The organism is Mycobacterium marinum, from assembly GCF_003391395.1.
GTDB classification, from domain to species: domain Bacteria; phylum Actinomycetota; class Actinomycetes; order Mycobacteriales; family Mycobacteriaceae; genus Mycobacterium; species Mycobacterium marinum.
Window position 1 is genome coordinate 4,351,010 of record NZ_CP024190.1, and the last position, 24,483, is coordinate 4,375,492.

The 24,483-nt window shown below is 65.6% G+C and carries 12 protein-coding genes and 1 pseudogene; 7 read left to right on the top strand and 6 right to left on the bottom strand.

All coding sequences use genetic code 11. From position 1 onward, the window contains the following. Window positions 1-23 precede the first annotated feature (23 nt). Window positions 24-1,160, bottom strand: a complete 1,137-nt coding sequence (gene dnaJ / locus CCUG20998_RS18195) for a molecular chaperone DnaJ (protein WP_020730328.1) — start codon at window positions 1,158-1,160, stop codon at window positions 24-26. A 74-nt stretch (window positions 1,161-1,234) separates the two neighbouring features. After that, complete coding sequence (gene hrcA, locus CCUG20998_RS18200) at window positions 1,235-2,266, bottom strand: heat-inducible transcriptional repressor HrcA (RefSeq protein ID WP_012395300.1); 1,032 nt, start codon at window positions 2,264-2,266, stop codon at window positions 1,235-1,237. Between the two features lie 272 nt (window positions 2,267-2,538). Between hrcA and CCUG20998_RS18205 the strand changes: the two genes are divergently transcribed. The 3 genes and pseudogenes from CCUG20998_RS18205 (at window position 2,539) to CCUG20998_RS18215 (ending at window position 4,442) form a co-directional block, all read left to right on the top strand. After that, entirely contained in the window at window positions 2,539-2,853 is a 315-nt protein-coding gene (locus CCUG20998_RS18205; RefSeq protein WP_012395301.1) for a type II toxin-antitoxin system VapB family antitoxin, read from the top strand. A gap of 94 nt (window positions 2,854-2,947) precedes the next feature. Beyond that, window positions 2,948-3,535: pseudogene (locus CCUG20998_RS18210) on the top strand (carboxymuconolactone decarboxylase family protein); the annotation flags it as partial. Window positions 3,536-3,542: 7 nt separating this feature from the next. After that, a complete protein-coding gene (locus CCUG20998_RS18215) occupies window positions 3,543-4,442 on the top strand; it encodes a sigma-70 family RNA polymerase sigma factor (protein ID WP_020730325.1) in 900 nt (299 codons plus the stop codon). 37 nt (window positions 4,443-4,479) lie between these two features. Here the strand turns inward: CCUG20998_RS18215 and CCUG20998_RS18220 are convergent, their stop codons facing one another. The 4 genes from CCUG20998_RS18220 to CCUG20998_RS18235 all read right to left on the bottom strand — a co-directional run bounded on the left by CCUG20998_RS18220 (window position 4,480) and on the right by CCUG20998_RS18235 (window position 18,347). Further along, window positions 4,480-4,989 carry an MTB12 family secreted protein gene (locus tag CCUG20998_RS18220; RefSeq protein ID WP_012395304.1) on the bottom strand — a complete coding sequence of 170 codons (510 nt, stop codon included), beginning with the start codon at window positions 4,987-4,989 and terminating at the stop codon, window positions 4,480-4,482. 283 nt (window positions 4,990-5,272) lie between these two features. Next, window positions 5,273-8,764 carry a non-ribosomal peptide synthetase gene (locus CCUG20998_RS18225; RefSeq protein WP_020730324.1) on the bottom strand — a complete coding sequence of 1,164 codons (3,492 nt, stop codon included), beginning with the start codon at window positions 8,762-8,764 and terminating at the stop codon, window positions 5,273-5,275. Window positions 8,765-8,799: 35 nt separating this feature from the next. Next, entirely contained in the window at window positions 8,800-13,338 is a 4,539-nt protein-coding gene (locus CCUG20998_RS18230) for a non-ribosomal peptide synthetase (protein ID WP_020730323.1), read from the bottom strand. Further along, complete coding sequence (locus CCUG20998_RS18235) at window positions 13,335-18,347, bottom strand: non-ribosomal peptide synthetase (protein ID WP_020730322.1); 5,013 nt, start codon at window positions 18,345-18,347, stop codon at window positions 13,335-13,337. The genes CCUG20998_RS18230 and CCUG20998_RS18235 overlap by 4 nt, the downstream gene beginning before the upstream one ends. Before the next feature lie 313 nt (window positions 18,348-18,660). On the opposite strand from CCUG20998_RS18235, the gene CCUG20998_RS18240 reads away from it, so the two are divergent. From CCUG20998_RS18240 to nbtC, 4 genes are all read left to right on the top strand, one after another. Next, a complete protein-coding gene (locus CCUG20998_RS18240; protein WP_020725936.1) occupies window positions 18,661-19,227 on the top strand; it encodes a GNAT family N-acetyltransferase in 567 nt (188 codons plus the stop codon). 109 nt (window positions 19,228-19,336) lie between these two features. Then, window positions 19,337-20,095, top strand: a complete 759-nt coding sequence (locus tag CCUG20998_RS18245; protein ID WP_012395308.1) for a thioesterase II family protein — start codon at window positions 19,337-19,339, stop codon at window positions 20,093-20,095. Beyond that, window positions 20,092-21,411, top strand: a complete 1,320-nt coding sequence (locus tag CCUG20998_RS18250; RefSeq protein WP_020730320.1) for a beta-ketoacyl [acyl carrier protein] synthase domain-containing protein — start codon at window positions 20,092-20,094, stop codon at window positions 21,409-21,411. The genes CCUG20998_RS18245 and CCUG20998_RS18250 overlap by 4 nt, the downstream gene beginning before the upstream one ends. Then, window positions 21,408-24,482 (top strand): nocobactin polyketide synthase NbtC, encoded by a 3,075-nt coding sequence (gene nbtC / locus CCUG20998_RS18255; RefSeq protein WP_020730319.1) that lies wholly within the window; start codon window positions 21,408-21,410, stop codon window positions 24,480-24,482. Before CCUG20998_RS18250 ends, nbtC begins: the two co-directional genes overlap by 4 nt. The last annotated feature ends 1 nt before the right edge of the window (window position 24,483 follow it).

Consider the following 24,483-nt stretch of genomic DNA (forward strand, 5'->3'; position numbering starts at 1 on the left):
GGCCCCGGCGACCTGAATCCGCGTCAGCGCCCGGAGAAGGTTTCGCGAAGCTTGCTGAACAACCCGCCGCCGGCGGCATGCGACGAGCGAATCTCGGCGACGTCACGGCCACGGCGGTTCTTCAGCTCACGCAACAGTTCGGTGTCGCGGTGGTCCAGCCTGACCGGAACCATTACGTCGACGTGCACATGCAAATCGCCGCGCGCACTGGACCGCAGGTGCGGCATTCCGTGGCCGCGCAGCGTGATCACCGCGGCCGGTTGGGTGCCGGGCGGGATCACAATCTCGCTGGGCCCGTCCAGGATCGCGTCCAACGTCACGGTGACCCCAAGCGCCGCATCGACCATCGGCACCGAAACCGTGCAGTGCAAATCGTCACCTTCGCGCACGAAGATGTCGTGGGCCTGCTCATGAACCTCGACGTACAGGTCGCCCGACGGGCCTCCCCCGGGCCCGACCTCCCCCTGGGCGGCGAGCCGGACGCGCATGCCGTCGCCGACACCGGCAGGAATCTTGACGCTGATCTCGCGGCGGGCCCGCACCCGGCCGTCACCCATGCACTGGTGGCACGGGTCGGGAATGACCACCCCGACGCCGCGACAGGTGGGACATGGCCGCGACGTCAGCATTTGGCCGAGCAGCGAACGCTGGACGGTCTGTACTTCCCCGCGGCCGCCGCAGGTGTCACACGGAATCGGCGCGGAGTCGCCGTTGGTGCCCTTGCCCTGGCAGCGATCACAGAGCACCGCGGTATCGACGGTCACCTGCTTGGTGACACCGGTCGCGCACTCCTCGAGATCCAGCCGCATCCGCAGCAGCGAATCCGAGCCCGGGCGAACCCGACCAATCGGACCTCGCGATGCCGAGCCGCCACCGAAGAACGCCTCGAACACATCGCCCAGCCCGCCGAAGCCGGAAAAGCCGTTGGCCGCCGCGCCGGCACCTTCCAGCGGGTCACCGCCCAGATCGACGATCCGGCGTTTCTCCGGATCGCTGAGCACCTCGTAGGCGACGCTGATCTCCTTGAACTTGGCCTGCGCCGCCTCATCGGGGTTGACATCGGGATGCAGTTCGCGCGCCAACTTGCGATAGGCGCGTTTGATTTCTGCATCACTAGCGCCCTTGCTCACGCCGAGCAGGCCGTAGTAGTCGCGTGCCACGGTTGACTCTTTCCTATGCGAGGTCTTATGCCGCTGCTACGCGGCTGTCCACAAATTCTGTAGCGAGTGCGCGGTCATCGAGCACCCAGCACTTCGCCGATATACAGGGCAACCGCGGCAACACTGGCGATAGTTCCCGGATAGTCCATGCGGGTGGGCCCCAGCACACCCATCCCGCCGTAGACCGTGTCATTGCTGCCATAGGCGGTGGACACCATAGAGGTGCCGACGATCTGCTCGGCCTCGGTTTCATGGCCGATTCGCACCGTCACCTTGCCGGCTTCCTGCTGTGCCGCCAGTAGCCGCAGCACCACAACCTGCTCTTCGAGGGCCTCGAGGATGGAGCGCAGCGACCCCCCGAAGTCCGCGGCGTTGCGGGTCAGGTTCGCGGTGCCGCCCATCAGCAACCGCTCCTCGGTGTGTTCCACCAGCGACTCCAGCAAGACCGTCGCCGATCGGCCCACCGCGTCGCCCAAGCCGCCGGCGCCGCTGAGTTGCCCGGCGAGGTCGGCGACCGCAACCGATGCCGCCGCCAGTTTCTTGCCCTCCAACGCCTGCCCCAGCAGCTCGCGCAGTTGCGATAGTTGGTGGTCATCGATGACGTCGCCGAGCTCGACGATGCGCTGATCCACCCGCCCGGAGTCGGTGATGACCACCATCAGCAGCCGGGCCGGGGTCAGCGCGATCACTTCCAGATGGCGAACCTTTGAGGTCGACAGGGTCGGGTACTGCACGACGGCAACCTGGCGGGTCAGCTGCGCCAGCAGCCGTACCGCACGGCGCAGCACATCATCGAGGTCGACCCCGGATTCCAGAAAGCCCTGGATGGCCCGCCGTTCGACCATCGACAGGGGCTTGACATCGTCGAGGCGGTCTACGAACTCGCGGTAGCCCTTCTCGGTGGGCACCCGGCCCGAGCTGGTGTGTGGCTGGGCGATGTAGCCCTCCGCCTCCAGCACTGCCATGTCGTTGCGTATGGTGGCGCTCGAGACACCGAGGTTGTGCCGCTCGACCAGCGATTTCGAACCGATCGGCTCGTGGGTGGCAACGAAGTCGGCGACGATGGCCCGCAGCACCTCGAAGCGGCGCTCGTCAGCAGTTCCCATCGACTTCTCACCTCCTTGCAGCTGGCCGGCCGCGTTCATTTTACGGTCTCACCAGTGGCTGACCGCCGACCCGCACAATCGCCGGGCGGCCGACGGCCTACCGCGCCGTGCAGTGCAGATCTGTGCGTCGTTGCGAACCTCCGGTGCGGCGCAGGCCAGATCGGAGTTTCGCAACCAGTCCATGGAGACTTCAATTCCATCGGACTTGTTGCGACTAGCCTATTGCGCATGATCCTGTCCGGCATAAACAACGCGTCAGGGACGATCCGCCCATGATTTTCAAGGGCGTGCGGGAAGGCAAGCCATATCCCGAACATGGACTGTCGTATCGGGATTGGTCCCAGATTCCGCCACAGCAGATACGGCTCGACGAATTGGTCACAACCACCACCGTGCTCGCGTTGGATCGCTTGCTGTCCGAGGACTCGACGTTCTATGGCGACTTATTCCCTCATGCGGTGCGGTGGCGGGGCGTCATCTACCTCGAGGACGGCTTACACCGAGCGGTACGCGCGGCGCTGCGTAACCGCACCGTGCTGCACGCGCGGGTGTTCGACATGGACATACCGCCGGGCGGTCTGAGGTAGCCACGCCGGCAGCGGGGCTCAGGTCGGTTTGGTCACATTTTCGTGCCCCCGGGGGTCATACCCAATAACGACCACCGACCCGTTAGGAGCCGCCATGTCCCGCCTTGTGGGGGTCAGCGACCACGACGCCGGCATAGCCGCCAAGATCGCGTTCTTCTTCACCAAGCGCAAGCTGGCAAGAATGGCCGGGCTCGCGACGGCCGACATGCTCGAACCGCTGCGGATGTATGCCCACATCCCCAGATTGCTCAACGCCTACGGCAGGCTGGAACAAGCCGAATCGAAACTGGATGTGCTCACTGCGCGGCACCGGGCCTTGGCCGAATTGAAAGCCGCGACCACGGTCGGCTGCCAATATTGCATCGACCTGGGTTAACAGATTGCCCGGGAGTTGGGAATCAGCGACCAGGAGCTCCTGGCGTTGGCCAACTACCGCGATGCTTCGTGCTTCTCCGAGGTCGACCGGTTGATCCTGGACTACGCCGCCGCGATAAGTCGCACGCCCGTCGCCGTGAGCGACGAGCTGTTCGCGGCTCTGCGCGCCCACTTCGACGCGGCTGCGCTGGTCGGGCTTACCCACATCATCACGCTGGGCAACCTGCGCGCCCGGTTCAACATCGCCCTCGGCATCGGGTCCTCGGGCTTCTCGTCCGACCGGGTCTGCGCGCTGCCCGAGGGGCCGGGCCACCATGACCGATCCGGCATTGCTCGCGCGCTTCCAAGCGGCCAGGCCGCGGCTGGGTGCGCTGGCCTACCGGATGCTGGGCTCACTTGCCGACGCCGAGGACGTCGTTCAAGAGGCCTGGCTGCGGCTCAACGCCACCACGGACCGCGCCCAGGGCGCCCAGGAGCTAGTCGATCTCGATGCATGGCTGACCACCGTGGTGGCGCGACTATGCCTGAACCTAGTGCGGGATCGTCGCGGCCGGGGCCGAGAAGAGCTGGTCGGTCAGCTGCCGGATCCGATCGTGGATGGCGTCGCAGCGTTCGACCCCGAACACCACGCGATGCTGGCCGATGCGGTGGGCCTGGCGCTTTTTGTCGTGCTGGACACGCTGGCCCCGGCCGAGCGGTTGGCTTTCGTGCTGCATGACGTCTTCGCGGTCCCGTTTGACCAGATCGCACCCATCCTCGAGCGCACACCCGAGGCGACGCGCAAACTGGCCAGCCGGGCACCGCGCCGGATCGAGCGCGCGGAACCGTTTCCCGACCGCGACCTCTGCGCACAGCGTGAAGTCGTCGACGCGTTCTTTGCGGCCGGGCGCAGCGGCAACTTCGAGCGCCTGGTTTCGGTGCTACATCCGGACGTGGTGTTGCGCGGCGACTTCGGACCCAACACCCCGCGATTTCGAGCCCAGGGCGCAGCCACCGTGGCCAAGCTGGCCCGCAGCTACGCGGGCCCGGAGCGCACGGTGCTCAACGCCCTGGTCAACGGGGCCGCCGGCGCCGTCATCTCGATCTCCGAGCAGGCATCGGCGGTGATGGGATTTCTGGTGCGCAACGGACGCATCGCAGCGATCGACGTGCTGGCCGATCCGCAGCGGATCGCCACACTCGATATCAGCGGTCTGAGCGGGCCGGGCGGATAGCCGGTGCTGCGCCTGCGCTATCCGCCCGTGCGGCAGATCAGTGGCCCGCGGCCTGCAGCAGCTGCATCGCCGAGCTGCGGGACAGCACCCAGCTGCCTTGGTTGACGAACGTCACATTCTGGGTGATCGGCGCGGTGAACTTGGGTCCACTGACGGACACGTCGGCGGTCGCGGCGCCGGCGGCAGCCGGTGCAATGTTGGCCACGGTGAACGACAACGGCAGGTCCCCGTTCTTCGCCGCCTTCTTCAACTCGTGGTCGGCAAGGCGCGCCTCGGTCCCGCCAATGCCGCCCTCGACCAGACCGCTCTTGCTGGTGAACGAAACGTTGGGGTCAACGAGGCTGTTGAGCAAGCCGGTCAGCTCGGCGGCCGTCGGGACGTCGGTGGCCGGCGCCGGTGCCGGGTCCTGCGGCAGTGGCGCACCGAAGACGACTGGCTGCACCTGGTAGGAGGCCCCGGCGGCAGAGGTGACGACGGTCACCCCCGTGACCGCGGCTCCGATCGCGGCCGCCGCTGCCATACCCATGGTGATCGATTTCAGGGTCATGCTCTCCCCCTTGACTCATCTGTTCTGCGCATGTCGCGACTGTGGTCTCGTCTGTATTTCCCCGGGTCCGCCGCTTCCAAACTAACCGCGAATACCAGGGCTAGGGTGTGGCACACCTGTGTGCCGGCTATGAGAGTCGCCCACCCGGACGAGAGGTCGGGTCGCCAGGATATCGGTATGACCGCCGAAATCGTTAATGCCGACCATCGCCGGTCCATGTTGAGGCGTCTTCATGGTGAATCGCAAAAGGTTTCATCGACACGCGGCCTGTGTCGATGAAGTACTAGCCTTCGGCGAGCACCTCTTCATCGGTCAAAGCCGCGACGTCAAGATAGTGGCGGGCAATCACCGATAGCCGTTCCGGCGTACCGCGTGCCGCCTCCCGGTCTTGTAGGCGCTGCGCTAGGGCACCCACCGTTCTGGCCGCGAATAGGTCCGCGACCACGACGTGATCGATGTCCAGCCAGTCGCGGATCCGCGCGATCACGGCGGTGGCAAGCACCGAATCACCGCCTTGAGCAAAGAAATCGTCGTGCACGCCAATCGAGGCCTGATCGAGCACCTCGGCCACGATCTCGGCAAGCGCGGCCTCCACGTCGTTGCGTGGAGCCCGGTCTTCGGTTGTGCAGGCTTCGGGTTCCAGCAATGCGGTCACCGCTCGGCGGTCCAGCTTGCCGTTCGCGGTCAGCGGGAATCTTTCGAAAAATACCGTGCGGGTGGGCACCATGTAGCTCGGCAACAGATCCGCCAGTACGGCGGTGATATCGCCGACCGTATTGGGATCCGCCGCGACGGCGGCAACCAACTTGGGTGCGCTCGCACCGACTACGGCCGCAACGGCGTGACGCACTCCGGAAACGGCACGTAGCGCGTTCTCCACCTCGCCGAGCTCGACGCGGTATCCACGAATCTGCACCTGATGGTCGGCACGCCCCAGGAACTCGATGGTGCCATCGGGCCAATACCTGGCCATGTCACCGGTCTTGTACCAGCGGATCCCCTGGTGCTCCACGAAACGCTCCGCGGTGCGCTGCGGATCATTGCGGTATCGCGCAGCGACATTCGCGCCGCCGACCCACAATTCGCCGGCTACCCAGTCCAGGCAATCGCGGCCCGACGGCGACACAATGCGACAACGTACGTTGCGCAGCGGACGCCCGAACGGCACGGTCGCCCAGTGCGCTGGTGGTTCGCCCACCACCTCACAGATGGTGTTGTGGATGGCGGTCTCTGTCGCACCGCCCAGACCGGAGAACCGGCATCCCGGAACCTGCCTGGCTAGCCTGCGGGCCAAGTCAGCGCCCACCCAGTCGCCACCGAGCGTGACGGCCCGCAAGGAGTTGCCCAGCCGATCACCACCGAGATCCAAGATCATGTCGAGCATGCTCGGCACACAGTTGAGGATTGACACGCGGTGGTGCACCAGCAATTCCACCCAGGTGGTCGGCGCCGACTTTTGCTCTGCGTCAACCGCGACCAGGGAGCCGCCGACCGCGAACATGCCGAAGATGTCATACACCGACGCATCGAACTCGAGCGCGGACAGCGCCAACACGCGATCGGCGCTGCCAACGCCGAACCACTCGTTGACGGCGTCAATCGTGTTCATCGCCGCGCTGTGCGGTACGTCGACTCCCTTGGGCAGGCCCGTGGAGCCGGAAGTGAAAATCACGTAGGCGATCTCGCCGATATCGGGAAAGACCGGCTCCGGCAATGGCTTCGGATGATCGCGTGCCGTATCGATGGATACGCACGGGACTGCGTCGCCCATCCTCGCGCCCTCGACGGTCAGCGCCGCGACAACGTCGGCGGTCTGAAGAATCTTGGCGCGCCGCGCCTCCGGCTGGTCGAAGCCGATCGGAACATATGTACCCCCGGCGGCAAGAACTCCGAGCACAGCCGGGATCTGAGCACGCCCCTTGGGCAGTTGGACGGCGACCGCGTCGCCGGGTCGCACCCCGCACTCGTGCAGCGCTGCGGCGACGGCAAGCGACTGCCTGCGCAATTCTCGGTAGCTCCAGACACCCCCGTCATCGCCCACATCCCATACCACCGCCGGCGCGTCCGGATTGGCCGCGGCGTGCTCGAAAAATCCTTGATGCAAGCATTTTTCGCTGGCTGGTCCATCGGTTGCATTGGTCGCTGCACGGGTCGCGGCCTGCGCGGCGGGCAACTGCACCGGGGCGGAGGCGTCCCAGCCAGCGTCGCCGTCGGCCAACCGCTTGACCGCATCGGTAAACCGGTTGAACATCGTGTCGATCAGTCCCGGCGGGAATGCTGACTCGCGGGCATCCCAGTTGACCAGCAACCCGCCACGTAACTCGGTGACCTGAGCATCCAGCAGGACTTGGGGCCCCTGCGAAATGATCCAGACCGGGTCTCCGAAGGTCTCGATCACTTCATCGGCAAACAACTCACCGAGATCGAGAGCGCTGGTAAACACCACCGGCGCCAGCACCGGTTCGCCGCGGTACCTCCCTAGATCGCGCAGCACTTCCAGACCGGAATAGGCAGCGTGTGTACCGCTTTCGTACATCCTGCGTTGAATGTCTCGAGCTCGTTGGGCAACCGAAACGTCTTCGGTGACGTCGACCTCGAGCATGATCGACGAGGTGAAGTCGCCAACCACTCGATCGATGTCCGGGTGCACCGATTCGCGTTGAAACAAAGGCACATTCAGCAGGAACTTACCTTGCTCCGACCAACCGCCGATGGTGTCGGCGAAGACCGCGGCCAACGCCATGGCCGGCGTGACCCCGCGCGCATGCGCCCCGGCCATCAGCTGCTGCTTGGCTTCCGGCGCCAGCCAGTGCTCGTAGCGCTCGGTCCGATGCGGCGCCCCGGGTTCTCGCACGGCCACGGTCGGCAGTTGCGGCGCGCCGGCCATCTCCGGCAACCGCCGCTGCCACCATTGCCTGTCCCGCTCGCGCGCCGCCCTGTCCGGTTCGTATTCGGTGCGATAACGCCGGTAGCTGAAGCCGGGAGACTGCAGCGTCGCGCCCCGGTACAGCTGCGCCAGGTCCGACACCAACACCCGATAGCTCATCGCGTCACCGGCCAGCATGTCGACGTCCAGATGAAGGCGACTGCGGTCGCCATCCCACAGCGTGAGCGTGAAGTCGATGACCTGACCGTCTTCAATTGCCAGGCGCTGGTGCCCGTTACGCTCACGCATCTGCAGTAGTGCGGACTCAACCTCGTCCGCACTCTGCCCCCGAAGGTCGACCAGGGCGAACACCGGCCTACCCGGGCTGGGCATCGTCTGCTGCGTCCCGTCGGCGAGAAATCGGGTACGCAGCATCGGATGCACCGCAACCAGGTCGGACACGGCACGTTCCAGCCGCTCGGGATCGATTCCGGTTCCGTCGAATTCAACGTAGAGATGGGCGGCAACGCCGCCGAGCTCTTGTTCGTCAGAGCGACCGATCCAGTAGGCGTGCTGCATCGTTGCCAACGGGAACGGGGCTTGTGGCGCCTCCGGTTCCAACAACAACTCGGGGCGGTCGGCCGGTGCAGTTACCGCACATCCGAGCTGGTCGGCGTTGAGCAGTTCGTGCCAGGACTGCACCGTCGCGGTGGCGGCGAGTTGCGCAAAGGTGATGTCGGCTCCGCGCTTGCGCCAGCGTCCGGCCATCGACATCATGCGGATCGAGTTCAGGCCTAGCTGAATGAGATCGTCGTCGTCGGCGACATCTGCCGCGGGGCAATCCAGTTGGGCCGCGATCGCGGCCCTGATCTCGTCCCGGCTAATCCACTCCGTGCTGAGCGGCTCCATCCCAGTCCTTTCCGACCAGTCTATTGACTCGGCGCCTAGTCCAACCCGGCCGCGAGCGCGGCAATGCCGCGCTGCCACAGGCCGGTTAGGTGGTCGATGTCGGAGCGTTCGAACACCGCGTCACTCCAGCGCCAGTTGCCGATCAGTTGGGTGCCCTCGGCGGTCACGCCGACAAACACACTTAGATTCAACGCAAAACGCAGGGGCAGATCCGGCTCCGGATCAATCGGAAGCGCGTCGAGGTAGGGCCCGGTCAGCAGCGACCACGGTTGATCGGCGACGCCGCCGAGGTCCAGGCGCCCCAGATAGCTGAACTGGATCTGCGGATCGACCGCGTCCACCAGTTCGGCAACGCCGTCCACGTACCGAAGCAAGCCATAGTCCAAACCGTCGTTCGGGATCGCTTCGAGGTGGCTGACGACGGAATGGACCAGTTCCTGGGCGGCCACCGGATCCCGCTCGGCCTGCTCGATATCCACCGCCGCCGCGCCCGCGCCGAGGCGCACCGGGAATGCGTTGGTGAACCAGCCGACCGTGTTGGTGGTGTCGGTATCGAGTACGGCATCAGCGCGCCCGTGGCCCTCCAACGCGACCAGGACCCCCGCCGCCGGGTCCTGAGCACGGACCCGACGCCAGCTTGCCACCGCCATCGCGGTTGCGGCCAGCAATAGTTCGCGCACGCCTTGGTCGCGTCTGACCGCGCCCAGCACCCTCTCCGTGACATCGACCGGAATGGCTGCCCGCGTGAGTTGCAGCGTGGACCAGGTATCGCGAGTCGGGTCCGGGTAGCGCAGGCCCAACGCCGGATCGGGTTCGCGCACCAGGGCCGCCCAGTAGTCGCGCTGATCCTGTACTTGCGGCGCCGAAGCCCGGTGCCACATCAGCTCGCACCACCGGCGGTAGGAGGTGAACTCCGGCAATATCTTCGGTGGCGTGCCCGCCTGCAGCGAGCGCCACGCCGCGGCGAGGTCGCCCAGCATGATGTGCCAGGACACCACATCCACGGCCAGGTGATGAGCGGTGAGCAGCAACATATTCGCCGGGTCAGCCCGATGTTCGGTGCCGCGGAACCAGATGGCGCGCACCATCGCACCGGCGGATGGGTCGATCTGGTCGGTCACGACCCGCGCGGCGTGCGCGACGGCCGAGGCCAGTTCGTCATCGGAGCCTTCGGGCAACGTGATACGGGTCAGTACGTCTTCGGCACGCACCGCCGCGGGCTCGCGAGTGACCAGCCGCGGCCCCTCTGGGGTTTCGGTCAAAATTGACCGCAAGGTGTCGTGTCCATCGAGCAGCAGCTGCAGCATCAGTTCGATGGACGAGCGGTCGATGCCCGAGGGTACCCGCAGCAACACGGTGTGGGTGAATCGGCGGTAGTTGCCGTATTCGTAGAGCCAGGACACCATCGGCAGCGGCCGCACCGCACCGCAGTCGGCGTCGGCCGGGGCGTCCTGCGAGTCCACCGCGGCATCGATTGCGGCACCGAGTTGGCGAATCGTCGTAGCGGTCAACACCATCCGCGGGTCCACTCGGAGTCCCTGCCGTCTCGCCTTGTGGACCAACGAGATTGCCACGATGCTGTCCATACCGAACAGGAACAGATCGTCATCGATGTGCGGAATAGCGTTGAGCTGCTCTTCGAACAGTTCGCACAACACGCGTTCGGTGTCAGTCGACGCCGATACCGCTGTGCCCCCGGAGACACTCGTCAATGCGTCTTCGGCCAGTCGATCCAATGCGTGACCATCCAGCTTGCCGTTGGCATTCACCGGTAGCCGCGGAAGCGTCACGATACGCGCTGGAACCATGTAGGACGGTAGGCGCTCGGTGAGACCGGCGCGCAGCTTGATCAGGTCATCGTGCGTATTGTCTTGCCATACAACGAAACCGACCAGGCTGGTGCGGTCCTGCTGACGCAGTACCGAAACCGCCGCGTCATGCACGCCGGGCTGGCCGCGCAGTGCCGCCTCGATCTCGCCGACCTCGACGCGATAGCCGCGGATCTTGACCTGGGTGTCGGCGCGGCCCACATAGGCGTAGCCACCATGGGACAACCGGCGCACCAAGTCCCCGGTCCGATACATGCGCTGACCCGGACGCAGCGGGTCGGCCACGAAGCGAGCAGCCGTCATCCCAGGTCTGCCAACATAGCCCCGGGCCAGCTGCGCCCCCGACAGGTAGAGCTCCCCCACCACGCCGTCGGGCACCATCCGCAGCGCCGAATCGAAGACGTAACCGAAAGTCCCCGCGTTGGCAGTACCGATCGTCGGTTTCCGATAGTCCTTGACCGCGGCGACCACCGCCTCAACCGTCATCTCGGTCGGCCCGTAGCAGTTGTAGACCGCCATCTGCGATAGCCCACGAAGCTGATTCCACAGCCCGGTGTTGATCGCCTCGCCGCCCAGGGCAAGAACCGAGAGGTTGTGATCCAACAACCCGGCGGCACTTAGTTGGACGAACATTGACGGGGTGGTGTCGATCATGTCGATCTGACCGATCGCGATGCCTTCCACCAGGCGATCCGCGTCGCGCATCTCTTCGGCGTCGAACAGATGGATCTCATGCCCGTCGAGCAGGCCGACCATGGGCTGCCACGAGGCGTCAAAACTCAGCGACCAGGCGTGGGCGATGCGCAACGGCCGGCCCAGGCGGGCGCGGGCTGCCCGGTATACGCGCTCGGCGTGGTCAGCGAAATAGCTCAACACCGCGGCGTTGGTACCGACGACACCCTTGGGTTCACCGGTTGATCCGGAGGTGAAGATGACATAGGCGGACTGTTCCGGTCGACGGTCGACGGTGGGCGCGGCAGCGCTGCGCCGCGAAATACTGTCCACCGCGGCGGGATCATCGAGCGCCAAGGTCGGCACGGCGGTGCCGACCAGCTGCGAATAGTCGGCTTCGGTGATGGCTAACGCTGGGCTAGCCTGACGCACAATAGATTCGACGCGCGCACTGGGAAGGGTGACGTCTACGGGTAGATAGGCCCCACCGGCGGCCAGCACCCCCAGAATGGCGACGATGGATCGCTCCGAGCGCGGCAACACCAGCGCCACAACTGTTTCCGGGCCGACTCCGTGCTCGGCTAGCTCCCCCGCCAGCCGGCAGGCCCGCGCGTGTAGTTCGGCGTAGGTATGGCGCACACCGCCCGCGGCAGTCAGGGCGGCGGCATCCGGTGTGGCTTGCACCTGACGCTCGAACATTTCCCACACCGTCGTATCGAAGGTGGGCGCCGCCCTCGCGGCAAGGAGGCCGTGTGCCTTCAGCTCGGCCGCGGTCCGAATGTCCAGGTCGTCGGGAGTGCCGTCGCCGATATCGGGAAGTTGACGCAGCACGGTCAGCATTCGCTCGCCAATTTCGGCGGCCGGAAGATACGGCAGCGCCTCGGCTATGGCCTCGATCAGCACCAGCAACTCGTCCTCGCGCAGGTGCGAGACCACGGTCAGCGGGTAGTGCGTCAGGCTTTCCATCTCCACGGGAAGGAACTGGGCGCCGTCGGGTGTGGTGGCCGGGCGGATGGCGTCGTCGATCGGCGCATTCTCGAACACGAACAGGGAGTCGAAGAGGGGGCCGCGGCCATGTTCGCGTTGGATTTCCGACAAGCTCAGGTAACTGACGTCGCGCATCGCCGATGACTGGCGCTGCACCTGAGTGCATTGCGCTACCACAGCTTCCGTACCGCTCACGTAGTGGACGACCGGTACGGCGTTGATGAACAGCCCGACCATGGTCTCCACCCCGGGCAGCTGGTCAGGACGGCCGGAGACGACGGTGCCGAACACGACATCACGACGGTCGGTCAGCCTGCTCAGCACGACTGCCCAGGCGAAAAGCACCGCGGTGTTCAGCGTGAGGCCATGGCGCCCCGCCCACTGTCGCAGGCGCGCAGTGTCGGCCGCCGGCAACAACAGTTCCGTTTTCCCCGGCTTGCTCTGCCCCGCCGTGGCCTCGTAGGCCACCATGAGCGGTTCGGACACCCCGCGCAGATAGTCCATCCAGCCGGCGAGCGCGGCCGACCTGTCCTGTTTGGCGAGCCAGACGATGTAGTCGCGGTAGGGGCGCGCGGCCGGAAGCGCGTCGGCCGCTCCCCCCGCCCGGTACACCGCGAGTAGTTCGGTGAAGAACACCGCAAGTGACCAACCGTCCACCAGGATGTGGTGAGCGGTGAAGATCATCCGGCGCTTGGTCTCGCCAGGAACGCTGAGCACCACCACCCGCAGTGCCGGTCCACGGCTGAGATCAAACGGACGGCGTCGCTCCGAGCGTGCGATGGAGTCGAATTCCGCCGGTGTCGCCACCCGCTCGGACCACGGCAGCGTGGCATGGACGGGCACAATCTGCACCGGCTTGGGCACATCACGATCCCAGAAGGCGGCGCGCAGATTGGGATGGCGGTCCAGCATGGCTTGCGCGCTGCGACGGAGCAATTCGAGGTCAACCGGTCCGTCGATATCGACCACGAACTGCATGCTGTAGAGGTCGACGCCGTCCTCGGCCAGCTGGTGTAACGCGAACAGCCCCTCCTGCAGCGGGCTGAGGGCAAGGACGTCCTCGATCTGTGGGGCAGCCGCGGTCACGATGCGCTTCCCTGCTGCAGCCAGGATGCGCTCAGCTTGGCCAATGCATCGGGAGCCAAGCCGGATGCGCTCATCGGCGTATATTCCTGCGCCGGTGGCGGATCCGCCTCGACCACGGGCTCGCCGTTGGCCGCGTCGACGGCGGCGGCCAGCTCAGCGATGGTCATGTGCTCAAACACCATGGCCGGGGGAAACGGCAGCCCCAGCGCACCCGCTTGAGCCGACCATTTGATGGCGATGATGCTGTCGCCGCCCAACGCGAAGTAGTTCTCGTCGCGATCGATGCCGGTGATCTCGAGCAACTCCTCCAGCATGGCGGTCAGCCGCCGCTCGGTTTCCGCGGATCCAGCGGCGACCGGCTGCGACGCCGCGGGACCGGCCGGCAGCGGTGGGGCCAGCAGCTTTGCCAAGTCAGCGCCGGGCAGCAGCTGCACCGCCGACAGTGGGAGGTCCGGTGTCGTCGCGAACGCAGCGAGTGCGGCGTCCAATGCATCGGCGATCAGCGCAACCGTCGCGGGTTCGTAGAGGTCGGCGTTGGCGATGACCTGCACGTCGAGTTCTCCACTCGGTGTCACGCTCATCCCAATGGCCAGAAAGAGCAGGGCGACTTCGAAGTTCACCGGAAGTGGCACAACCGTGGTTTCGCCCCTTCCGGTGAGATCGCGCGGGACCAGCGCCCAGTCCTCGCCCCGGAAGTTGAGCATGTTCTGGAACAACGGATTGCGCGACAGCGCGCGTGGTGGGTTGAGAGCCTCCACCAACCGCTCGATGGGAAGCTCCTGGTGTGCCAACGCATCGAGCACCGTGTCGCGACTGCCGACGAGTATGGAGCGCAGCGTCGGATCACCGGATAGGTCGGTGCGCAGCACCACGACGTTGGCGAACAGACCGACCAGCTGCGCGGTGGCCGGTTCCACCCGGGCGGCCACCGGGCTGCCCAGCGCGATGTCGGTGCCGCCGCCGAGCTTGTGCAGGACGACGGCCAGAGCGGCCTGATAGAGCATGAACTCGGTCGCGCCGTTGCGCTCGGCGAGTTGGGTAAGTGCAGAACGACGGGCCGCCGGGACACTGAACTGCACTACCTCGCCGCGCTTGCCGAGCACACGTGGACGCGCGCGGTCAGTCGCCACCGAAATCTCGTCCGGCAGTCCGGCCAACGCATCGCGCCAGTAGTCGAGTTCGGTCTGTCCCCAGTTGGACTCGAACGTGTTTCGTTGCCACACCGCGTAGTCCGCAAACTGGATGGGCAGGATTTCCCACTGCGGCGCGTTGTGTTGCAGTCGGGCCCGGTAGGCAACGATCAGGTCGTCGAGAACAATCTCGAGCGACGCGTGATCGCTGACGATGTGGTGCACGATCAACAACAGCACGTGCGTATCCGGCCCCAGCACCAACAGGTTGGCTTGCAGCAACGGCCCGGACTCCGGGGTGAACACATGCCGACGTAGCTGAGTCGATACGTCGTCGAACTCGTCCTGGTCGATCGCACGGATCGCTAGCTGCACCGTCCGGCTCGGGTGCACGATCTGATACGGAACGCCTTCGTGCTCATCGAAGTTGGTGCGCAGCGCCTCATGGCGGGCCACCACATCGTTGAGTGCCGCGGCGAGTGCGACCGGGTCCAGTGGACCTTCGAAGCGAAGCGCGAGAGGCATGTTGAACTCTTCGCGGGCGCCCTCGATCCGGTACTGAAACCAGGCGGCGAGCTGGGAGTGGGACAGTGGAAGCCGCTGTGGCCTGGCCGATTTGACGAATCCGGGGCGGGCCCGTTTCGGATCCAACGGCATGTCGTCGGCGGCCAAGTTATCAAGGTCGAGTTCGAAATCGTTGCGGAACCGTTCCACCAGGCGGGCCGCCAGCCCGGCCGGGGTCGGGGCGTCGAAGATGGTGCGCACAGTCAGGTCCACGCCGAACTCGGCCCGGATCTGGGCAACGAGTCGAGCCGCCAGCAGCGAATGGCCGCCCAGCCCGAAGAAGGAGTCTTCGGCGCCGACCCGCTGCCTGCCGAACAGCTGGGCGAAGATCGAGCATATCCACCGCTCGGTGGCCGTCTCTGGCTCGCGGTAGCGTCGGGTCGCGATCGGAGTTGGCGCGGGCAATGCCCGCCTGTCGAGTTTGCCGCTCACCGTCATCGGGATCTCTGGGATCACCGCGAACGCGCCGGGCACCATGTACTCCGGCACTGCCGCTGCGGTGTGTGCCCGGATCTCCTCGAGGTCGACCTGGGCCGCCGCCGGCACCAGGTACGCGGCAAGCATGGGTCCGGCCTCGGTTTCTTCCGCGACGACGAGGCAGTGCCGTACCGCTGGATGCGTGGTGATCACGGATTCGACCTCGCCAAGTTCGATGCGGAAGCCGCGGATCTTGACTTGCTCGTCGGCGCGGCCGACGAATTCCAGCTCACCGCAATGGTTGCGGCGAACCAGATCGCCCGTTCGGTACAGGCGCATGCCGGGATTGAACGGGTCGGCGATGAAGCGTTGCGCGGTCAGAGTTGGCCGTCCCAGATATCCACGCGCCAACTGACTGCCGCCCAGATACAGTTCACCGATCACCTGGTCCGGTACCGGATGGAGTTGCTCGTCAAGCACGTATGCGTAGACGTTGCGGTTTGGCACACCAATCGGCACCGCTCGGGCACCATGCGAGCCCGTGACCACCATGTGTGTGGAACAGACCACCGCCTCGGTCGGCCCGTAGTGATTGCGCAACTCCGCGTCGAAGTAGCCGGCGAATCTGTCCGCCACCTCACCGGGAAGCGCTTCTCCGCCGACCGGAACGTGGCGCAACTGCCGCCACTGCTGGACCTGGGGCAGCAGTAGCAGGGTGCTCAGCATGGAAGGCACCAGGTGTAACACCGTGACGCCGCGGCGGCTGATCAGATCCGCGACATAGCTGATGTCGCCGAAGGCATCCGGCTTGGGCACGATCAGCTGTGCTCCAAGGAATAACGTGACGAAGATATCCGCCAGCGAAGCATCGAAGCTGACCGACGAGAACTGCAGCCACCGGTCTTCGGCCGTCATGGTCCACTCGGCGACGAAACCCTGCACATGTTCGGCGATCGCGTGATGCGACACCGCCACCCCTTTGGGCCGGCCGGTGGAGCCGGATGTGTAGATCACATAGGCCAAATGCTCAGGGCGCAAGGGCCTTAGCCGGTCGCCATCAGAGAGTGGCAGATCCGAGTTATCGGCCGCGGCCCGCTCGGCAACGTCGAGTTCGGGCCGCCCGATGACCGTCTGCGGACGAGCGTCGGTGATGAGGTAGTCGATGCGTTCGTCGGGGTTGGCGGGATCGATCGGCAAGTAGGCCGCACCGGCCTTGAGCACCGCCAGCATTGCGACGATGAACTCGATCGAGTTAGCCATCCGCAGCCCGATGATGTCCTCAGGCCCGAAGCCTTGGCCGATAAACCAGCGCGCCAAACGATTCGCGCGCCGGTGTAGTTCGCTGTAGGTCAGTTCGGCCTCGTCGGAAACCAATGCCAGCGCTGTGGCCGTCCCGGCTGCCGACGCGGTCGCTTCCAGCAGCTTGACCATCGTGGTGGCCGGCATTTCAACAAGCTCGCCGTGCGACTGGGCCAGCACGCTATCGCGTTCGCCAGCGCCGAGGATGTCCAGGCTGGACAGCGGCCGCTCGGGCTCGGCCAGCGCTTTGTCCACCAGCTGTAGGTAATGGGCCAGCATCTGGTCGACCAGCACAGAGCTCAGCTGTTGCTGATACTCGAACTCGACCGAGACATCATCGGGGTCGAGCGCGATCGTCAACGAGAGCGGAAGATGCGCGGCTACCGCACCGAGGCCGAGTTGGCGCACCACGACGCCGTCCAACGCAAGGCCACCGGCGCTCTTGCGCATGTTGAAACCGAGTCGGACCAGCAGGTCCATCCCGTCGCGTCCCATTCGCTCCGGGTTTGCTTCGCGTACCACCCGGTCGATGCCCACCGATTGATGGGCGAAGCCGGCCAGACAGGTTTCCCGTACCTCGTTGACGAATGAGGTGAAGGTGTCCTGCGACCGTGTCGTGATCCGCAGCAGCAACGTGTTGCCGAAGTATCCGAGGGCACCCGCGGCGGCACCACTGCGTTCGGTGACCGGGACCGAGACCAGAAAATCCGATGCTCCGGTGTAGCGGCGCACCAGCACGCCGTATGCCGCGAGCAACACCATGAACGGTGACGCGGAGCACTTCCTGGCGAAGTCCTCGACCCTGCTGAACAGGCCGGCGGGCAGCGGCCGAACTCGACGCTGCGCCCGCCTGCAGGGATTCGCACCGGACACACCGGGAAGCTCCGGCGGTTCCGGCAGCGGACGCAATGTCTCCGCCCAGTAGCCGACGTCGGCCACGCTAGGAGCCGCAGAGTGTTGCAGCACTTCAACGCTGAGGAACTGTGCTGCCGGGTCGTTGATCGGCAGATCGTTGTAGGCGGCGCTGAGCTCGCCGAAGAAGACCTCCCAGGAATCGTCGTCCCAACAGATGTGATGCACGACCAGAAGCAACACCAATTCGTCCGCGCGGGTACGTATCACGGTGATCCGCAGCGGCAACTCGTTGGCCAAGTCGAAGGGACGGCCGAACTCGTCGGCCGCCAGACTCTCGATCTGCTGCTCATGTCCGGCCTCGGGCAGCCGGGTCAGATCCTCACGTCGCCACCCGACCTCAACGTCGTCGGAAAATACCTGGTATGGCTCCCCTTCGGTGTCCACCCCGTAGGTGGTGCGCAAAATGGCATGGCGCGCAACCACATCGTTGACGGCGGTATGCAAGCGATCCTCGTCCACCAGGCCAGTCAGCCGGTACGCGACGCAGATGTTCAACGTGACGTCATCGGGGTCCATCGTCTGCAGGAACCACATGCGGCGCTGGCCGTCCGACAGACGATAACGTTCTCCCGGGCAGATACCTGGCTGGTCGCTCGACTGCTCCGCCGCCAATCCGCTCTCGGCGATCCGCCGGCGCAACAGTTCCCGGCGGCGATCCTGCAAAGTCCTGACATCATCTGCCATGGTTAGCCTCACTCCTCACCGTCGCTGCGCCGGACCAATCAGAACCTGCGGGCCCCGGCTTCCCAGGTCTGAAATCAAGCGACACGACGCGCATCAAACCAACCCCTCCAACTCGCCAACGCCCGCGCGCTGTCCGGGGGCAAGCCCCTGCACGCCGAACAGCCTTCGCCAAACCAGGCTTATGTTAGCCTTCGCTAAGTTGAATGGCTGTTGCGGCCCGTCGCGGCTATCACGGCAAGACAGAGACCGGATCGATCCTGCGCCCCAGGCGGTGATGGCGGGCCATCCGGGCCAGATGGTCGGGAGGTACCTAGTGAACGCGCTTGACCTGCAACAATGTCGCGCCGCGCTGGATCATGAGGCCTTCTCGGGCGAGTTCTCGCTGCGGCGGCTGGACCCCGAGGGCGACCTCGATTTGATGCATTCCTGGATGAACGATCCCGAAGTGGCGCGCTTCTGGCGCAAGCCGTGGCCACGGCCCCAGATCGCCTCGTATCTGTTCGACCAACACTGCAGCGCGCATTCCGTCCCTTATCTCGGCCTGCTAGACGGCGCCCCGATCAGCTATTGGGAGCTCTACCGTGCCGATCTGGATCCGCTCGCCCGCCACTACGCCGCGCGCGAGCACGATGCCGGCCTGCACAGTTTGCTAGGTCCCGCCGAATGCCGGGGACGGCGCCTCGCCGCGGATCTGCTGCGCATCGTCTCGACGTGGCAGCTGGATGCGGATCCGAGCGCAGACCGTGTCATCGCCGAGCCCGACGTCAACAACACCCGAATGATCCGGGCGCTCGAACGTGCCGGGTTCGAGCGCACCGCCGACCTTGATCTACCGGACAAGCGGGCCGCGCTGATGATCCGTGACCGGCAACGCCGATGAGCCCAACCGCGGCGGCACCGAAACCGGCGGTCGGCGAGCTGGCACCGGTGCGCACAACAACGAGAACTTGTCGCAACGAGCGAAGTGGTCGAGTGAGAGGTAGTGCTGCATGGCGCGCAAACTAGGGTGGGTCAGGCAATTCCACGAACCGGATGCCCCCGAAAGCCTTCCGCTGCTCGTCTTTCCGCATGCCGGGGCGGGCGCGTCGGCATATCGCGAGTTCTCGAAGGTCCTCAGCGAGACGTTCAACGTCATTGTCTTTCAGTACCCGGGGCGCCAAGATCGGGCCGCTGAACCCTCGTGCGCCGCCATTTCCGAGATTGCTGCCGGCGCGTTCAGCGAGTTCGCGGCATCGGAGCACAATCGCGGACTCCCGATCATCACATTCGGTCACAGCATGGGGGCGCTGGTCGCGTTCGAGTTCGTCCGCCTGGCCGAAGCCAACGGTATCGATGTGCGGCACCTCAACGTCTCCGCCGCGGTGGCCCCCTGCAACGCGGCGGCCAAGCCGGCACATCCCAGCGACGACGAAGAAATCCTCAACCATCTGGGCGCGCTCGAGGGCACCGATACGGACGTGTTCAGCAACCGCGAACTCATGAGGCTGGCACTTCCCGTGATCAAGGCCGACTACCACGCTTTTGACACATACTCGTGCGCCGAGGACATCAAGGTGGCGACGCCGATTCACGCCATGGGCGGCGACCAGGACCCTTACATCACACTGGGCGATCTCTACGGGTGGGGCAAGCACACCGATACCGCCAAGGTCACCATGTTCGACGGGGGACACTTCTACTTGCGGTCACACATCGACGCCGTCGCGGCGTTGCTGGCCTCGAGCGCACAGTGCGGGCAGCAAGCATGAGCACCAACGGATCCGCCGGAGCAGCCGACCCGATCGTCATCTCCGGAATGGCCGTCGAGGCACCCGGCGGAATCGACAGCCCGGCTTCTTTGTGGGCAGCGCTTGCCGAATCCAGGGAACTACTGAGTCCCTTTCCCCGCGACCGCGGCTGGCCCGTCGATGATCTGTTGTCGGTATCCGACCTGGAAGGTTGGGGGCAGGTTTGCGATTCCGGCGGATTCCTGGATGGAGCAACCACATTCGACCCTGGCTTCTTCGGTATCAGCGCCCGCGAGGCCATCGTGTTGCATCCCCAGCAACGGGTTGCGATGCGAGTCGCGTGGAAGGCACTGGAGAATTCCGGAATCAACCCCGGCTCGACTGCCGGGGCAGAGGGCGGCTGTTTCGTCGGCATGTCGCCAATGGAGTACGGACCACGGGCATCGGTAGCCGATGCCTACAGCGGTCATCGGATCGCCTCGCTGGGCCAACTGGGGGGCGCCGCCCGAATTTCGCACAGTCTTGGCCTGATCGGTCCTTCGATCAGTGTCGACACGGCGTGCGCCTCGTCATTGTCCGCACTGCACCTGGCCGCCACGGCGGTGCGGGAGGACGAGTGCGAATGGGCGCTTGCCGGCGCCGTGTGCGTGATGGGTTCGCCCGGAGCGTTTTACGAATTCGCGAGGCTCAATGCCCTTTCCGAGGACGGGCATTGCCGCGCCTATTCCGATAACGCCACCGGCACCGTGTGGGGGGAAGGCGCGGGAATGGTTCTCGTCGAGCGGGAATCACGAGCACGGCGAGAGGGCCGGCGAATCTACGGACGTATCGCGGCCATCCGCACCAACCACAACGGTAAAGGCAAGCCAATCTTGGTTCCCCGGGTACGAGCGCAAGAGCAGGTTATTCGCAAGACGCTGGAGGTGGCGGGAATTGATCCCGTCGAGGTCGGAATGATCGAAGGACACGGCACTGCAACGCCTGCCGGCGACCCAGTCGAATTGATCGCGCTGTTCAAGACCTACGGCGCTGCGGGGTCGGAAGCCCTGCTCGGGTCGATCAAGTCCAACGCCGGACACTCGCAGGCGGCATCCGGAATCCTGGCGTTGATCAAGCTGCTGCTGGCCGGCCAACACGGTCAGATTCCGCCAACCCTTTTCGCGGACAACCCAACCAAAACGGTGGACTGGGATCTGACCGGCCTGCGGCTGGCGACGAAACTACATGAGTGGGAGCCCAAACACGGTGTTCGCTACGGTGCCGTGTCTTCGTTCGGTGCGGGCGGCGCCAATGCCCATGCCATCATTTCGATGCCGGCTGCCGGAGTCGGACAGTGAGCGCGGCCGCCTACCGCCTGCCGGACGGCACCATTCCCGTCCTGCTCTCGGCGGACACGCCCGAGCTACTGGACAGCGAGGCCACAGCGCTGCGTGACCATGTCGCAGCTCATCCCGACCTCACCCCCGGCCCGATCTCCGCCATGCTGTTTCGGACGCGGGCCGCTCGCCGGCACCGGGCCCTGGCCATGGTCAGGACGCGTGCGGAGTTGATCGACGCCCTGCAAGCGATGATCGACCGATACGAGGATCCCGCCCTGATTCGTACCGACCCGGCGGCCATCCGCCGTCGCATCGGCTATGTCTTTCCCGGGCAGGGAGGCCAGCGCCCCGGGATGGGACAGCTCTTTTACGAATCGGTGCCCGCGTTTCGCGCCGAGGTAGATCGCTGCGCCCAGGCGTTCGAAGCACAATCCTGCGGGTCACCGCGAAACTATCTGCTCGACAAGAATTTTCAGGATGATGGTAGCGCCGGCATCGTCCAGCCGGCGCTGTTCACCCAGATGGCCGCACTGGCGGCGATGTGGCGATCATTCGGCATTGCGCCCAACGTCACCATCGGGCACAGCCAAGGGGAAGTCGCCGCGGCTTACGTTTCCGGCACGATTACCCTCGAGGACGCCGTGCGCGTCATCGGTATCCGCGCCCACGCCGCCGACGAGTTCGCTGCTGCTGACTACGCCATGGCCATCGTCGCCGCCGACCGGGAAACGTGCGAGGACCTACTCGCCCGATGCCCCGGCTGGGCGCAGCTCTCCGTGGTCAATTCCCTACGCATGGTCGGTATTTCGGGTGAACGGGAAACGGTTCAGGGCATCGTGGACACCTTGACCGAGGGCGGCACCTTCGCCCGGGTTATCCGGGTCCGCTATCCCGCACACACCAGCTTGATCCACGACGGTGCCGACAAACTTCGTGCAGCCATCCAAGACCAACTGCAGCACCCAAGTTTTGTCGACACCGACATCGACTGCCTCGGTGCCACTCTCGGCGCGCCCATCACGTCGGAGCTCCCGGTCGGCGACTATTGGTTTTGGAACCTACGCAACATCGTTCGGTTCGACAAGGCAATCGCCGCCGCCGTGCAACGTGACGTCGAAACGTTCGTCGAACTGGCCGAGCATCCGACGCTGCAGTTGGCGATTCACGAGAATCTGGCCGCCCTGCGCGACGAAGCCGATGACCGCCCCGCCATGGTGGTAGGAACCTCCGAACGCACCGCCACCGATCTGGGCGAATTCACCCGCAATCTGGCCCAGCTGGCCGTGCATGACCTGAACTACCCATGGGACTGTCTGCGCGCAGACCCGGACGGCGCCCAGGCCTTACCGTTGCTCGACTTTCCCAACACCCGGATGAACGAGATCCGGTTGTGGCTGCCCTATGACGAGGTGCTGCCCCGTCGTCAGCCGCCGGCGGTATCAGTTGCTCCCGCATCACCGTCGGTCCCCGACGCGACCGCGGACACCACACCGGCGCGTCTGCTGGTCGAAGAATGGGTGCGGCTCTCGCAGCGCTCACTTACGCCGCCACGGGTCGTCGGGATTGTTGACCCCACCGGAGCGTGCGCGCAGTTCGCCACCGCGATGACTGCCGCGGCCCACCAGGCCGGGGCCACGGCTCGGGTGGTCAACGGCGAAAATGACGGCACCGGAGCGGATGTCAACACAATGGTCATTCTGCTTCCGGAAACACCGAAACTGGATGGCCGCGCCGCCGCCGCCGAGGTCGGAGGATTCTTTTCGAACCGGGCGTGGTGGCCCGGAGTCGACACCGGGGTCACCGACTGCTGGCTGGTGACGGTGGGCGGTGAGGCGGCGACCGCCGCGGATGGGCCGCCAGATCCGGTGCACGCGGCGGCAAGCGCGGGCTTTCGCAGCATCGGCGCCGAACACCCGGGCGTGGGATTCCGCCACCTGGATCTGCCGGCCGGAGCGACGGCACAGGACTGGGCGCATCCCATTGTGGCGGCGCTGCACACAGCCAACGAACCGGAGCTGGCATATCGCGACGGCGCTTTCTATGCCAAACGGATCGTGGCGGGCGAGGGCGCGGTGGTGCACGGTGCGGGCGCGTGTCCAGAACACGTGCTCATCATCGGCGGGACCGGCAACCTCGGGCTCGAATTCTGCGACCACTTCGCCCACCGCGGCGCACGGAGAATCACTCTGGTGAGCAGATCAGGCGAGTCTGCTGCGGTGGCGGAGCGCCTGGCGCAGATCCGCTCGGCGACAGCCGCCCAGATCGCTGTCACCCGATGCGACGTGGGTGACCCCGCTGCGGTATCGCGGTTGGCAGCGCAGCACCGGTCCACACCGGCGGATCTGATCATCCATGCCGCCGTGGCTTATGCGTCGGTGGAGTTCTCCGACATCACCACCGATGACGCCGACAATGCGCTCTACGCCAAGGTTGTCGGCATTGGGCAGGTCCTGGACGCTTTCCCCAGGACTGATGGCTGTCGCATCGTTTTGTGCTCTTCGGCACGGGCCACCATCGGTGGTCGCGGACAGGTCATGTACGCCGCGGCCAACCGAATGCTGGACGCGATGGCCCACCGGCTGCGGGCCGAGGGGCTGGACTGCGTCTCCGTGCAGTGGGGCCAGTGGACCGTGCATTTCGATCTCGATGCCTCGAGCATGGCGCAGTTGGCCGCCATCGGTGTGATCCCGATGCCGCCCGCCGAGGCGATCGCGTTGGGAATGCAGCGGCTCGGCCGCAATGCCATCGTCGCGGCATTCGACTTCGATCGCGCCCGCCCGGTACTGGAAACCTTTGGCTACGGCCCGCTGGTATCAGAGCTGCTCTCGCCCGTCAGCGAGACCGCTGCGCCGGCCGAGCCGGCGGACCTACCGGGACGACTCAGCAACCTGCTGGCCGCAGCGATTGGCGCGGAGCGCGCCGAGCGGATCGACACGTCGGTGCCCATGGTCGCGCTCGGACTGGATTCGTTGCAGGCGCTGGAGCTACGTCGGCGCGTCAAGGCCGAGTTTGATCACGAGCTAGAGGTCTCGGATCTGCTCGGCGGGGCGTCGATCGCCGACGTGCTTGCCCAGCTCGGTGCGCGGTGAA